This is a genomic window from Burkholderia sp. KBS0801 (assembly GCF_005937855.2).
Classification (GTDB): Bacteria; Pseudomonadota; Gammaproteobacteria; order Burkholderiales; family Burkholderiaceae; genus Burkholderia; species Burkholderia ambifaria.
Genome location: NZ_CP042177.1, coordinates 3186042 through 3200196 on the forward strand (window position 1 = coordinate 3186042; position 14155 = coordinate 3200196).

Consider the following 14155-nt stretch of genomic DNA (forward strand, 5'->3'; position numbering starts at 1 on the left):
AAATTGTCGATCACGATTTCAACGCGCGTCATGGACATACCATCCGGACCCTGCAAGTCGCAAGCGAAGGCGTCACTCACTTCCCGCCAACGCGACCGCATGGTGCCAAGTCTCGTTCATGACGCTCCCGCTCGGCAATCCTTCCCATTGCGCCTATTTTGAATAGACACACTAAACATGCCTCTCGCCTGCCATCATTGATATATCGATATCGCGGCCTGCTTTCCGTCATTCTCATCGCGTCCGCCGCTACAGCAACGCTCAATACCTCATTGGGCGCGCTTCTTAAATTGTTGACAGAAAGCATTCAGGATAACAGCACGCACGGCATCTACTTATTCGTTTTATTTTTTTCAATTCAACGCCTACTGCTTCCCATCTGCGGAGGGATTACTACATTCGCGTCCAACCTCCTTGCGGTGAGATTGGAAAATGACATCAGAGACGCATGGTATAAACATGTCATCAATCTGGACTCCAATTTCTCAAGACAGAAAAATTCCGGCGAGTTGCAAAAGAGGCTTCAAGACGCGATCGGGTCGGTACGTTCGTTTCTGAACAACACGCTGCGCTCCACGCTATCCATCACTCTCGAATTTATTTCGATCATTGCGTTCACCCTATTCTTGATAGGACCAAGCGCAAGTCTGGCGCTCGTACTATGCGGCGCAATTTATTCGACCTACATCATCAAGGTCACTCGTACTCGCGTGCCACTCATTCGGAACATATCGGAAGCAGATGCGGCATGCTCTGCCTTCATGCATGACAGCTTCATCAACGCCGCACCGATCTCGCCGGAGGCGACCTCGATGCGCGCGGGGAAGCATTCACTGCTCTTGACGATGCTGGCGAAAAAGCGGATTGATCACGCAACGGATCTACTGAAAGACAGCATCTGGGCAGCCATACTTTGCGGCGGCATGGCGTACGTAGCTCTGTCATGGTTCGACAGTGACGGCATCGGAAGCATAGGCGCCACGATCATGCTTTCCACGGGATTGGCCCATATGATTTCACAGATAAACTCACTCGGATTCAACTATAGAAATATCCTACACGCCAAAGTTGATATTGAAAGAATATCGGGCGCACTCACCCAACCGAAGATAGACCAGCGCCAGCTTATTGCAGTTAACATCCAAACAACGGATCACATTCACTACCAAGTCCAAAATCTTATTTTATTTGGCCATCGAGACGGGCAAGCATACCCCGTCACTGGCGATATCTTCATTCGAAAAGGTCACATTAATTCGATGAGAGGGGACAGTGGGATCGGCAAAAGCACACTCACGCGATTCATGAGAGGCGAAATCACTCCGCCGGCCGCGAAGATTTTTTTATGCGGCGTCGATATGTCGTCTATCGCGCGCGATTCTTTGCTCCGGTCGATTTCCTCTACATCGCAAGAAAGCATCATCTTCAATGAATCCATCCGTAGCAACCTACGCTACGGAAACCCCAACGCCCATGACAAAGAATTGATTTCAACACTATCGTCTGTAGGGCTGGATAAATTTTGCAGCACAGATGGTCTAGATTTTATCATTGGCGAAAAAGGGGGACTATTATCCGGGGGCGAACGGCAGCGACTGGGAGTCGCCAGAGCGCTCTTGCAAAACGCCGATTTGATTATTCTAGATGAGCCGTTCTCGGGGTTGGACACTGCTGGCGCAATCAGTTTGGCCTCTTTAATTGCGGATTTGTCGAATCGCGTCTACGTTCTTCTTATTCTTCACCAGAACCCTCACCAATTGTTCGACACTTCGAACAACCCGCTCAACACCTTCGCCCTCACGGTGAATTCCGATCTGAAAACGCTGGAGATTACTCGTGAATAGAACCCTCTTCCCAAACTTCGATCTCAATTTTTTCATCAAACATGTGCTACATATTCGCCCACATCAGCTTGGCGCCGTGATGCAAAAAGACCTACCTGATTGGAACGCCGTAAACGCTCTACTAGAAAGTGGCTTACTAGACTACCCCAGAATAAGAATTAGCAGCGCCGACATGGAATACGCCCGCGGATATTGCGGATTTATAAGATACAACTCAAATCCACGTGGCGGAAGGTTCGCGACAATCATGCCCGATTTTTTGTATCGCGCACTGGATGATGGCTGCACCATAATCATCGACGGATGCCAGGATTATTTTCCATCCGTCCTTTCACTGACTGCCGAAATCGAACACATCCTAAAATGCCAATCTTGGGCAAATCTCTATATTTCTACTCAATCCGCAACGAGCTTTGGGTGCCATTTTGACGATCACGATATTATTTCAGTGCAGCTGTCTGGAAAAAAGCGCTGGCACATCTATAAGCCAACGTATATTTCCCCAAACAGAGGGGACAAGAGTTTCTATCTCGACCCTCCAACCGGCTCGCCTGATCACTTGGAAAATCTGCCAACGGGATCCAGCCTATATTTACCCTCCGGATACTGGCACAACGTCGAAACCGTCTCACCGCACTCAATGCATATAACATTTGGCCTCGATTTTCCAAGAAAATTGGATATCGTCCACGCCATAGCCAATCAACTTGGACTTAACGATATTTTTCGCGGCGCCGTTAATTTCGATCCGGATTCACCCGATTTTTATATCTTCCGAGAAAACATAATCAACGCAATCCGAGAGATTAACTTGGAAGAGTGCATGAAAAATGCCATCGAGATTCACAAAAAGCGACGCCCAACGTTCAACCTCCCTAATTATCAAATCAACACCAAAGATCAATAACCCAGCAAGCAAAACATTCAACCCAACCGAATCTCATGAAGCACAAATACAGCTTATTACAGATGCGGGATGTTTGGATCGACGCCTACATGAACGGCGACATCGATCAGCTTAATTTCGTAGAAAGCAGCCATTTCTTCATAAAACGAGGAAGTCGGATATTGACGAAGCCTCAGCAACTATCATATATACAGCGGCATCTTTCCGAGCAAACTTGGCGTAATTTTGGCCTGCACGTTCACGACGAAATCATGGAAATCACGCAAAAACCACAATGGGCGTCGTTTTCCGGCATCGGCTCGATGCGACGCGATGGAAGAATACTTACCACGTTTGATTTTCTAGAGCTATGGTTAATCTTCGAGGATCGGTGGCAAATAGCAGCGCTTTGCTATGACGAAAATGATCGCGAAGGCCGAACAACAGCAGATCAACCGAATCACGCATAACAATGCGTCGACGCCTCCTGCAATCGTTTGCCTATGATAAACATGAATGATTCACCGATGACCTCCCCCCGATTTGCTGGTGCTCGACGCAGCGCCGATGTTATCCAGCGCTTGCGCAAACATCCTGCCGAAATCTGGCACCGCGGTGTGCGGGTCACCGACGTTACCATCGACCCCGCATTCAAAAATGGGGTGGCGACCTTGGCCGGGCTCTACGATTACCAATGGAACGCCGAGGAAATCCTGCTTGAGACGGGCCCCAGAGGTACGACGGTCAATCGCTCGTTCGGCATTCCCCGCACCGCCTCAGACCTTGTTTCGCTTGGCAACGCCCTTCAGCATAGCGCCCAATACAGCATGGGGATGCTCGGGCGAGAACCCGCGTATCTGAATCGCGCGATATCCTCTTTCTCAGGAAGTGCAGCAGTGTTCGGCGCTTCCGATCGAGCATATGGCGTAAATGCGATCCGATACCATGATTTCATTCGCGAAAACGACCTGTCGCTGACCCACACGCTCCTCAATCCACGCCCGGACCGCCTGGTCGGTCCAGCATTCCAGGTTGATGCTGCGGTTGCCACTCACGTGTGCCAGGAACGAGATGACGGTATCGTAATACGCGGCGCACGTCTGCTGGCGACTCTGCCGTTCGCCGATGAGATTGCGCTCTTTCCCGCGCGCTTGATGGATCATTCTGACCAGTCGAAGTCGTATGCATTTGGCTGCGCGCTCCCGACTGCGACGCCCGGCCTGCGCTTCGTCTGCCGCGACTCGGTAGATTACGGATTCAGCACTGCGGATCACCCGCTTAGCGCTCGATTCGAGGAAATGGACGCAGTCGCGATCTTTGACGATGTGTTTGTTCCCTGGGAACGCGTCTTTTGCTATCGAGATATCGACATTTGCAATATGGCCTATATGGCCACCGGTGCGACTGCGCACATGGCTTATCAAGTAGTTTGCAAGAATATCGTCAAGACTGAGTTTCTCCTCGGTCTGGTCTCCCTGATGATCGAAGGATCCGGGCTTGAAAGATTTCAGCACGTTCATGAAAAAATGGCCGAAATCTGGGTCAACCTTGAAACTTTGAAGGCCTTCAGGTATGCGGCCGAAGCCGGTGCCCACAACAATGCCTTCGGGATGCTCGTTCCGGCCTGGGATCCGCTAGACGCTGCTAGAAATCTGTATCCTCGCCTCTATCCCAGAATGGTCGAGATCATTCAGCAACTGGGAGCCAGCGGCCTCGTTTCGATGCCGTCCACGATATCTCTCAATGGACCGCTTGCCGCCGACATCAGACGTTATTACGAAGCAGCCCGCATGGACGCCTACGATCGGATTGCGCTGTACCGGTTGGCGTGGGACACGGCGATCTCGGCATTTGGCGGGCGCCAAATCCTATATGAGCGCTTCTTCTTCGGTGACCCTGCCCAGATGGCGTCGCGCCTGTTTAGAGAAAAGGACTGTTCCGAGGCAATGAACCGGGTAAGAGCATTTCTGGTGCGTTCGTGAAAAGCATGGCAATTTCTCGTACCAGATTATTTAACGCCTGGGCCGCCAGAAATAGCTGTTCGCGGGATATTGAAACAAAAACTGAATAAAAAACCCGCGTCGCGGGTTTTTTATTCATTGAGCGTCAGCGAGCTGATCAGACCACCCCGGCCCCATGCGCCTGCAGATCGGCGTGATAGCTCGAACGCACCATCGCGCCAACCGCCGCGTGCGTGAAGCCCATCTTGTATGCCTCTTCCTCGTACATCCTGAACGTATCCGGATGCACGTACGCACGCACCGGCAGGTGATGCTCCGACGGCTGCAGGTACTGGCCGATCGTCAGCATGTCGACGTCGTGCGCGCGCAGGTCGCGCATCACCTGCAGGATTTCCTCTTCGGTTTCGCCGAGGCCGACCATCAGCCCCGACTTCGTCGCGACGTCCGGATGCAGCGCCTTGAAGTCCTTCAGGAGCTTCAGCGAGTGCGCGTAGTCCGAACCCGGGCGCGCTTCCTTGTACAGGCGCGGCACCGTTTCGAGGTTGTGGTTCATCACGTCGGGCGGCGCCGCGTTCAGGATCGAAATCGCACGGTCGAGACGGCCACGGAAGTCCGGCGTCAGGATCTCGATGCGCGTTTCCGGCGATTGCTCGCGCACTTCGCGGATGCACTCGACGAAGTGGCCCGCGCCGCCGTCGCGCAGGTCGTCGCGGTCGACGCTCGTGATCACCACGTACTTGAGCTTCAGCGCGGCGATCGTGCGCGCGAGATTCTTCGGCTCGTCCGCGTCGAGCGGATCGGGGCGGCCGTGGCCGACGTCGCAGAACGGGCAGCGGCGCGTGCACTTGTCGCCCATGATCATGAACGTCGCGGTGCCCTTGCCGAAGCATTCGCCGATGTTCGGGCAGCTCGCTTCCTCGCACACCGTATGCAGGTTGTGCTCGCGCAGGATCGTCTTGATCTCGTTGAAGCGCGAACTGCCGGTGGCCGCCTTCACGCGGATCCACTCCGGCTTCTTCAGCTTCTCGATCGGAATGACCTTGATCGGGATCCGCGCCGTCTTCGCCTGCGCCTTCTGCTTGGCGGTCGGATCGTAGGCTGCGGTCGCGGCCGAATCGGCCGGTGCGGGGGAAGCAGTAACGTCAGTCATTCGAATGTTCCAGTGCCTGCGGCTTGTCGGCGGCCGCGGATTCGCCATCGAGGTTGGCAATCAGACGCCCCACCAGCGTGTGGGCGACGTCGTTCCAGTCGGCGGCAACCTCGAGGCTCGCCATGTCGACGGTTTCCAGTCCGGCATAGCCGCACGGGTTGATCGCAAGGAACGGGCGCAGATCCATCTTCACGTTCAGGCTCAGCCCGTGATAGCTGCAGCCGTTGCGGATCTTCAGCCCAAGGGCCGCGATCTTCGCGCCTTCGTGCACGCCGGATGCCACGTAGATGCCCGGCGCGCCCGCCTTGCGGACCGAAGCGAGATTATACGCCGCGAGGGTTTCGATCACGGCCTCCTCGATCTTCGTCACGAGCGTGCGCACCATCAGCTTGCGCCGGCGCAGGTCGAGCAGCAGGTAGACGACGATCTGGCCGGGGCCGTGGTAGGTGATTTGTCCGCCGCGGTCAACCTTGACGAGCGGCACGCCGCTGTCGGCCACCAGCAGGTGGGCCGGGTCGCCGGCCTGGCCGAGCGTGTAGACGGGCGGATGCTCGACGACCCAGATTTCGTCGCCGGTGTCGGCCGTGCGCGTGTCGGTGAACGCACGCATCGCGTCGAAGCTCGTCTCGTACGCCTCGCTGCCCCGCCAGCGCACGGTGACCGGCACGGCGGGCTGAACCGGAGACCCGGCGGGCGATTCGGAAACGGCGACGGGCGTGGACACGATGGGAACCGGCGAGACGGACATGGGCGGTAGTTTACCGAAAACCCATGGGTCTCGCCGGCCGGGAAAAGGGACGGATCCGGGGGATCCGTCGGAGGAAAGGTCCGTCAGACGGTGCGCCAGCCGTCGTGGAGCAGCGCATTCACGCGGTTGCGCAGCCGCGCCAGCACGCCGCGCGCGACTTCCGCGGCCGGCCGCGACACCGAGAACGCCACATGGGCGCCCTGCCCGCTTTCCGCGCTGAGCCACAGCCGCTCACCGCGGCGAAGCCGAAGCGTCTCGCCGTCGACCAGGAAGTAGTCTTCGACGTCGTTGCTGCGCGTCGCCCACACCGGCCCGCATTGCACGGTCAGACGCGTGCTGCGTTGCACCTTCATCGGCACGGTTTCGCCCGCCGGGATTTCGAACGTGATGCTTGAAGAAATTTCTTGCATGATCGACTCCGCCAATAAGTGCTTCGATGGCTACAATCGTAGTCACTTAAAGGCGCCTGACCAAACGACCAATTTTCACGTCAATGTGAGGAAAATTAGCAAATGGACCTCCGCCAGCTCCCTGCGCTGAACGCCATCCGCGCGTTCGAAGCCGCCGCCCGTCACGAGAATTTCTCGCGCGCCGCCGACGAACTCTTCGTCACGCACGGCGCGGTCAGCCATCAGGTGCGCGCGCTCGAGGAGGAGCTGGGCGTGCAATTGTTCGCGCGCAACGGCAAGCGGCTGTGCCTGACCGGCGCCGGCATGCGCTACGCGCAGCAGGTGCGCACCGCGCTGATGATGCTGGCCGACGCGACGCGCGAGGTGCGGGCAAGCGACCGCGACCGGCGGCTGGTGGTGTCGATGCTGTCCTCGTTCGCCGCGCGCTTCGTCACGCCGCGCATCGGCACGTTCATCGAGCGGCATCCGGAAATCGACGTCGAACTGCAGTCGACCAACAATCTGACCGATTTCGCGCGCGACGACGTCGACCTGGCGATCCGCTTCGGCTTCGGCAACTATCCGGGGCTGCACGTCGAGCCGCTGTTCGACGAAGTGTTCTTTCCGGCGTGCGCGCCGACGTTGAACGGCGGCAAGCTGCCGCAGACGCCCGCCGATCTCGTGCACTACAACCTGCTGCGCTCGGACGACGAGCTGTGGCGGCCGTGGTTCGACGCGGCGGGGCTCGACACGCTGACCGAGCCGAAACGCGGGATTCTGTACCAGGATTCGTCGAACCTGCTGCTGGCTGCGATCGAAGGCCAGGGCATCGCGCTGGTGCGGCGCTCGCTGGCGGTGCACGACCTGCTCGACGGGCGCCTCGTGCGCCTGTTCGACATCGACGGGGCGAGCCCGTGGCACTATTTTTTCGTGTGTCCGCCACCGCTGCTGAACGCGCCGCGCGTGCAGGCATTCAGGGCGTGGATGTTCGAGGAAGTCGCGCAATTCAAGCTGCTGTGCGACGAACTGGATGCGCGGCGCGCGGCGGGGAAGACCCCCGCCGAGTGCGCGCAGGAAGGCGGATGGAAGGGCTAGGGGCTGTTCCCGCTAATAACGGGCTTGCGCTGGCCCCACGAATGATTTTTCCAAACAAGGGGAACAGGCCCTACAGCACAACCTTGACCATAGGATGGCCGGTCAAGGCGCGGTAGATGTTGTCGAGCTGTTCCTGGCTCGTCGCCCGAACGGTGATCGTGAGGCCGGTGTAGTTACCGCCGCTCGACACACGCTCCTCGATCTTTTCCACGTCGATCTCGTTGTCGTGAACGGCCACGACCTTGAAGATCGTGTCCTTGAATTCCGGGTGCGCCTTGCCCATGATCTTGATCGGGAAATCGCACGGAAACTCCAGCAGCGACTCCTTCCGGGTATCGATCGCGCCGGTGACCTCGATGGTTTTGGTCGGTTCGCTCATCATTTCCTCCGGGTTAGGTCAAACTGTTCAAACTCGCGCGCTTTCGCACGCTGATACGCGTCGTACAACGCCGCGAACACGGGGCCCGGCTTGCCGCCCTGCACGGGCAGCTCGTCGAGCGACGTGACGGGCAGGATTTCCTTCGTGGCCGACGTGATCATGATCTCGTCCGCCGAGCGCAGCTCGACCTCGCTGATCTCGCGCGCGACGAACGGAATCCCGCATTGATCGGCCAGCTCCTCGACGAGCGCGTAGCGGATCCCCTCGAGGATCTTGTTGCTGCGCGGCGGTGCCATCAGCTCGCCGTTCTTCACGATCCACACGTTCGACGACGACCCTTCGGTCACCTTGTCGTCACGCAGCTGGATCGTCTCGAACGCATCGCGTTCGGCCGCATGCTGCGCCATCAGCACGTTGCCAAGCAGCGAAATCGACTTGATGTCGCAATGCAGCCAGCGGCGATCCTCGGCCGTCACGCAGCGCACGCCGCGCGCGCGCTCCTCGTCCGACGGCAGGCGCAGCGGGCTCGTCATCGCGAACACCGTCGGCACCGTATTCGCCGGGAACGCGTGGCCGCGCTTCGCGACGCCGCGCGTCACCTGCAGGTAGACGAGCGCGTTGCCGTCGCCCAGGCCTTCCGCGTTCGCGGCGACCAGGCGCTCGATCAGCGCGCGCCAGCCGGCCGCGTCGTGCGGGTTGTCGATGCCGATCTTCTTCAGGCTGCGCGCGAGCCGGTCGAGATGCTGTTCGATCCGGAACGGCACGTGCGCGCCGTCGTGCGCATAAACGGGGACAACTTCATACACGCCATCGCCGAAGATGAACCCGCGGTCGAGCACCGGCACACGGGCTTGCGACAGCGGCACCAGTTCCTCCTGCGACGACACGCTGAGGTAGACGATCGGTTCGAATTCGGCTTGGCTCATAGCTATACCAGATGGGGATGAAGTCGTGAAAACAAAGGCCCGTCGCGCTTACTTCTTCTTGCTGAACATCAGCAGGATCGAGTCCCAGATACGCCCGAAGATACCCGCTTCCGGCACCGCCTGCAGCGCGACGACCGGGTACTCCGACAGCGTCTTGCCGTCGGCGACGAGCTTCACGGTACCGACCTGCTGGCCTTCCGCGAGCGGCGCGATCAGCGGCGCGTTGACGTCGACTTCCGGCTTCACCTTGTCGCCCAGGCCGCGCGGCACGGTCACCCACTGGTCGCTCTTCACGCCGACCTGCACGGTGTTCTCCTTGCCCTTGTAGACACGCGGCGTCGACATCGCCTGGCCACCCTTGAACAGGCGCACCGCGTCGAACGCGCTATAGCCGTAGTTCAGCATCTTCATGCTGTCCTGCGTGCGCTCGCCTTCCTTCGGCTCGCCCATCATCACCGACACGAGACGGCGCTGGCCGTCGACACCCGGGATCGCGCGCTTGGCCGATGCGATCAGGCAGTAGCCGGCCGCTTGCGTGTGGCCCGTCTTCAGGCCGTCGACCGTCGGATCCAGCCACAGCAGCCGGTTGCGGTTGCCCTGGCGGATGTTGTTGTACTTGAATTCCTTCTCCGAAAAGATGCCGTAGTACTGCGGAAAATCGCGGATCAGGTGCGCGGACAGCTTCGCGAGGTCGCCGGCCGTCGTGTAGTGGTTTGGATCGGGCATGCCGTTCACGTCGGCGAAGTGCGTGCCCTTCATGCCGAGGCGCTGCGCCTCGGCGTTCATCAGCGTGACGAACTGCCCTTCGCTGCCGCCGACCAGTTCGGCCAGCGCGATCGCGGCGTCGTTGCCCGACTGGATGATCATCCCGTACACGAGGTCGTGCACCGACACCGGCTTGTTCGCCTCGATGAACATGCGCGACTCGTCGAGGCCGACGCGGCGCACTGCCTCGCTCGGCGTGATGATCTGCTCCATCGAGATCTTCTTCTTGTCGAGCGCCTCGAACACCAGGTAGGCCGTCATCAGCTTCGTGAGCGATGCGGGCTCGACGCGTTCGTCGGCGTTGCCCGATGCGAGCACCGTGTTGCTCGTCGCATCGACGAGCACCCACGAGCGCGCGTTCACGCCCGGCGGCGGCACCGCGCCCGGCATGAAGGTCGCGGGCGCGCCGGTGAACTGCTCGGCGGCGGCCGGCGCCGCGTGCGCGGCCTTGGCCTTGGCGGCCGGCTTCGCCTCGGCGACGACGATCGTCGATGCGAGCGCGACGGGCAGCATCACGCCCAGCGCGACGTTGCGCGCGGCGGTGCCGAAGGCGATGGAAGAAGCGAGGGACTTGAGGCCTTGGGGAGACAGACGCATGATCGATTCAGGCTGGTGGCAGAAAGTGCGGCGCGAAACGCGCAGGGTTGAACGGCAAGGCGGCGGGCGTTCCGGGCATTCGTCCGACTGCGTCGGACGGCGCGAAACGCGCCGGTTGGACTCGTGCGGACGCGTTCGGTTCGCGGCCGTCGCGAGCGGGCTGACAGGCGGCGAAACGAGCGCCGCATGGGCCCGGCCGGGCCGCGGGCGACGCGAAATGCGGCCATTATACGTGGCCGCGAACGACGTTTTCGCGAACCGTGCGGGTGGCCGCACGCGGGATTCGGGAGGATAGCGCGGCTTCGCTGCGGCCAATCGCGCTCGAAGTCGCGCGAAATGCGTGCGCGGGCGCGGTGCGGAAAGGGGGCGCCGCGCTACACGCATCGATGCTTCAACGTATCAACACTTCAACGCCACGCGTCGACAATGATGCGCTTGAGCACGTGCAGCTTTCGATGGAAGAAATGCTCGGCGCCGGGGATCACGACGACCGGCAGCTCCTGCGGCCGCGCCCAGTCGTAGACCGATCCGATCGGCACCGTGTCGTCGGTTTCGCCGTGGATCACGAGCGTGTTCTCGGGCACGTCGGCGACCTGCCAGCGGCTCGCGGCCGTGCCGACGAACACCATCCGCTCGATCGTCTCGCCCGCGTCGCGCAGCCGCTTCGCGACATGCGACAGCACGAAGGTGCCGAACGAGAAGCCCGCGAGCACGAGCGGCAGCTCCGCATGGGCCGGCTGCGCGCGCATGTGCGCGAGCACCGCGAGCAGGTCGTCGGCCTCGCCGATGCCGTTGTCATGCACGCCCTCGGTCGCGCCGACGCCGCGGAAGTTGGACCGGTACACCACGTAGTTGAGCTGGACCAGCGTGCGCGCGAGCGTTTGCGCGACCTTGTTGTCCATCGTGCCGCCGAACAGCGGATGCGGGTGCGCGACGAGCGCGATCCCGCGCGGCGCGGCGCTGCCGTCGCGCACGGCGTCCGGCAGGTCGACCGCGATTTCGATCTGCCCGGCCGGGCCGGCGATCAGCGACTTCTGCGTATGAACGTTCATTCGGCCGGCCCGCTCAGATCTTCAGGCGGTCGACGACCTTGCCGTCGCGCAGGTGCGATTCGACGATCTCGTCGATGTCGGCCTGGTCGACGTACGTGTACCACGTGCCTTCCGGATACACGACCATCACGGGCCCTTCCTCGCAGCGGTCGAGGCAGCCGGCCTTGTTGATGCGGACCTTGCCCGGCCCCGCGAGGCCGAGTTCCTTCACGCGCTTTTTCGCGTATTCCTGCATGGCCTGCGCATTGCATTGCGCGCAGCTCGGACGCTCGGCGCCCGGTTCGCGCTGATTCAGGCAGAAAAAGACGTGGTGCTGGTAGTAGGAATCCATGATGGTGACGAGCGGCCCGGCGCGGTGCTGGGCGGAAAGAGGGGCGATTGCCGTCGCGCGCGGCAACGGATGTGCGGACGATTATAACGACCGGCGCGTGCCGCTGCCGGCGAGCGGGCCGTGGCCGCCCTGCCCCGCGCGCTGCCTCAGCACGTCAGCGCCGCAGCGCGCCCGGCAGCCACGCGTGCTCGACCCGCTGGCCGAGCCAGATCAGCGCCGCGTAGGGCCAGATCCATGCGAGCCAGCGCGCGATGCTGTTGAAGTGCACGTAGCGGCCCTGCCGCCAGCCCGACAGCGTGAAGTCGAAGAACGGGTTGACGGGCAGCAGGTTGACGAGCGCCACGCCGGCCAGCAGCGCAGCCGCCGCGAGCAGCGCGCGCCACGTGGCCGGCACGCGCAACGCGACCAGCGCCGCCGCGAAGCCGAGCTCGATGCCGAGCCGCGCGCCCGGCGTCGCCCACACGACGACGAGGCCGGTGCTCGACTGCATGAAGGTGGCGCCCGCCTTCAGCGCGAGCGACGCCGCGACGAACGCGATCAGGAGTCGCACGCGCGGCGCGCCGGCGCGCATCGCGAGCGATGCGATCGCCAGCGCGGCGAACAGCATCAACCCGCCGAGCACGGCTTCCCACGCGGAGTCGGACAGCCAGCCGTCGACGCGCTCGGGCCACTCGCTCACGCGCCACGCGGCCGGCAGCCACGCGAGCAGCGCGTCCTGCATCGAGCCGTCGGCGCGCTCCCACAATGCGGCCGGCCAGTCGCCGATGCCGAACAGGAACGGCGACGGAAACAGGATCGCGAATGGCCACAGCGCGGCGAGCAGCAGCGGCGTCGCGCCGTCGGTCTCGAACCATGCGAAGCGCAGCCGGCGCAGCGCGCCGCGGTCGAGCAGCGCGCCGGTGGCCGGGGCCGCGAGCGCGGCGCCGAACAGCGCGCCGAGCGCGTTGGCCGCGAGGTCGAGATTCGACGCGACGCGCATCGGCAGGTAGGTCTGCAGCGCCTCCATCGCCCCCGACAGCAGCACGCCGAGGCCACCCACGATCAGCGTCGCGGCCACGCCGCGCCAGCGCGGATGCAGCGCGAGCACGCCGAGTGCGCCGAACGGCAAATAGCCGAGCACGTTGGTCACCACGTCGAACGCGGTCACATAGCGCTGCATCGGCGCGAACAGGTAGTCGAACGGCCCGATGCCGAGCGACAGCCAGCCGTCGAACGGATACAGCGACGCATAGACGATGAGCGCCGCGTACGCGGCGAACGCCTGTCGCGCGAGCGACGACGCGCGCGGCGTGACCGGCGCGCTCATCGCGGCTGCACGCTGCGCGTCACGGGTTGCCCGCGTACGCCTGCACGCCGACCCAGGCGGCGATCTGCGACACGAGCTCGTCGCTCGCGGCCGCGAGCGCACGCGCGCCGCCGGCCGCATCGGGCGTGCTCGACGGTGCGCGCGCGACGAACGTGCGCTGGCCGAGCACCTTGCCGTCCTGCATCAGCGTCGCGCGCGCGGTGACCGCGCCGTGACTCTGCGACTCCCCGTCGAACACCTGCTCGAATTCGTTCAGGTCGACCTTCAGCGTCGGTGCGCGCACGCCGTCGGAGCCTTCGAGCACCGCGCCGCGCGACGACAGCGCGCCGCGCAGCCGCTGCGTGAGCAGTTGCGCGGGCGGTGCGGTCCAGCGGCTGTCGCGATAGACGGCCGTGCGCTGCGCATCCGCATACGTGAGGCGGTAGACGAACTTGTCGGTGTCGAGCGCGTCGGGCGCGGCGACGTCGAGCACCTTCAGCGCGGGGCCCGTACCGGCCGTCACGACCGACGCGGCCGGCCCGAGGTCGTAGCGGACGTTCGACAGCGCCGCGCCGTTGCCGGCGCAGCCGGCGGCGAACGCGAGCATCAGTATCGCGAGTGCGGTCGCGGCCGGACGCAGCGCGCGATCAAGGATTCGTGGCATGGCATGTTCCTGCATGATGTTTCCGGTTTCGAGGGCGTCAGTGCCCGGCCTCGCTCAGGGCCGGGCGATCGATGGGCTGGCGC

The 14155-nt window shown here is 61.8% G+C and carries 15 protein-coding genes; 5 read left to right on the forward strand and 10 right to left on the reverse strand.

Going from position 1 to position 14155, the window contains the following annotated elements:
* The first annotated feature begins 158 nt into the window (after positions 1 to 158).
* The 4 genes from FFI87_RS15165 to hpaB are packed head-to-tail and all read left to right on the forward strand — an operon-like array spanning position 159 to position 4712.
* Positions 159 to 1844, forward strand: coding sequence for an ATP-binding cassette domain-containing protein (locus FFI87_RS15165; protein WP_138847100.1), 1686 nt, complete (start codon positions 159 to 161; stop codon positions 1842 to 1844).
* On the forward strand, positions 1837 to 2751 hold the full coding sequence (locus FFI87_RS15170) for a JmjC domain-containing protein (RefSeq protein WP_138847099.1): 915 nt from the start codon (positions 1837 to 1839) through the stop codon (positions 2749 to 2751). The genes FFI87_RS15165 and FFI87_RS15170 overlap by 8 nt, the downstream gene beginning before the upstream one ends.
* 35 nt (positions 2752 to 2786) lie before the next feature.
* On the forward strand, positions 2787 to 3200 hold the full coding sequence (locus FFI87_RS15175) for a hypothetical protein (RefSeq protein ID WP_138847098.1): 414 nt from the start codon (positions 2787 to 2789) through the stop codon (positions 3198 to 3200).
* 42 nt (positions 3201 to 3242) lie between these two features.
* The gene (hpaB, locus tag FFI87_RS15180; RefSeq protein WP_232517962.1) at positions 3243 to 4712 is read left to right on the forward strand and encodes a 4-hydroxyphenylacetate 3-monooxygenase, oxygenase component; all 1470 of its coding nucleotides are present in this window, start codon (positions 3243 to 3245) and stop codon (positions 4710 to 4712) included.
* Positions 4713 to 4848: 136 nt separating this feature from the next.
* Here hpaB and lipA read toward each other — a convergent pair whose 3' ends face one another.
* From lipA to FFI87_RS15195, 3 genes are all read right to left on the reverse strand, one after another.
* Positions 4849 to 5841 (reverse strand): lipoyl synthase, encoded by a 993-nt coding sequence (gene lipA / locus FFI87_RS15185; RefSeq protein WP_138847097.1) that lies wholly within the window; start codon positions 5839 to 5841, stop codon positions 4849 to 4851.
* A complete protein-coding gene (gene lipB, locus FFI87_RS15190; protein WP_012364793.1) occupies positions 5834 to 6589 on the reverse strand; it encodes a lipoyl(octanoyl) transferase LipB in 756 nt (251 codons plus the stop codon). The genes lipA and lipB overlap by 8 nt, the downstream gene beginning before the upstream one ends.
* An 83-nt stretch (positions 6590 to 6672) precedes the next feature.
* Positions 6673 to 6999 carry a DUF2917 domain-containing protein gene (locus FFI87_RS15195; protein WP_006760318.1) on the reverse strand — a complete coding sequence of 109 codons (327 nt, stop codon included), beginning with the start codon at positions 6997 to 6999 and terminating at the stop codon, positions 6673 to 6675.
* A 102-nt stretch (positions 7000 to 7101) separates the two neighbouring features.
* On the opposite strand from FFI87_RS15195, the gene FFI87_RS15200 reads away from it, so the two are divergent.
* Positions 7102 to 8073 carry a transcriptional regulator GcvA gene (locus tag FFI87_RS15200; protein ID WP_006753861.1) on the forward strand — a complete coding sequence of 324 codons (972 nt, stop codon included), beginning with the start codon at positions 7102 to 7104 and terminating at the stop codon, positions 8071 to 8073.
* 70 nt (positions 8074 to 8143) lie between these two features.
* On the opposite strand, the gene FFI87_RS15205 is transcribed toward FFI87_RS15200, so the two are convergent.
* The 7 genes from FFI87_RS15205 to FFI87_RS15235 form a co-directional block, all read right to left on the reverse strand.
* Positions 8144 to 8452: a YbeD family protein gene (locus FFI87_RS15205; RefSeq protein ID WP_006760320.1), complete on the reverse strand. Its 309-nt coding sequence runs from the start codon at positions 8450 to 8452 to the stop codon at positions 8144 to 8146.
* The gene (locus FFI87_RS15210; RefSeq protein ID WP_138847096.1) at positions 8452 to 9378 is read right to left on the reverse strand and encodes a D-amino acid aminotransferase; all 927 of its coding nucleotides are present in this window, start codon (positions 9376 to 9378) and stop codon (positions 8452 to 8454) included. Before FFI87_RS15210 ends, FFI87_RS15205 begins: the two co-directional genes overlap by 1 nt.
* A 48-nt stretch (positions 9379 to 9426) precedes the next feature.
* The gene (locus FFI87_RS15215; protein WP_012364796.1) at positions 9427 to 10740 is read right to left on the reverse strand and encodes a D-alanyl-D-alanine carboxypeptidase family protein; all 1314 of its coding nucleotides are present in this window, start codon (positions 10738 to 10740) and stop codon (positions 9427 to 9429) included.
* A gap of 407 nt (positions 10741 to 11147) precedes the next feature.
* Positions 11148 to 11792 (reverse strand): alpha/beta hydrolase, encoded by a 645-nt coding sequence (locus tag FFI87_RS15220; RefSeq protein ID WP_138847095.1) that lies wholly within the window; start codon positions 11790 to 11792, stop codon positions 11148 to 11150.
* A gap of 13 nt (positions 11793 to 11805) precedes the next feature.
* Positions 11806 to 12123, reverse strand: a complete 318-nt coding sequence (locus FFI87_RS15225; RefSeq protein WP_006755914.1) for a (2Fe-2S) ferredoxin domain-containing protein — start codon at positions 12121 to 12123, stop codon at positions 11806 to 11808.
* Positions 12124 to 12277: 154 nt separating this feature from the next.
* Complete coding sequence (locus FFI87_RS15230) at positions 12278 to 13429, reverse strand: VanZ family protein (protein ID WP_138847094.1); 1152 nt, start codon at positions 13427 to 13429, stop codon at positions 12278 to 12280.
* Positions 13430 to 13448: 19 nt separating this feature from the next.
* Complete coding sequence (locus tag FFI87_RS15235; protein ID WP_138847093.1) at positions 13449 to 14072, reverse strand: ABC-type transport auxiliary lipoprotein family protein; 624 nt, start codon at positions 14070 to 14072, stop codon at positions 13449 to 13451.
* Between the last annotated feature and the right edge of the window lie 83 nt (positions 14073 to 14155).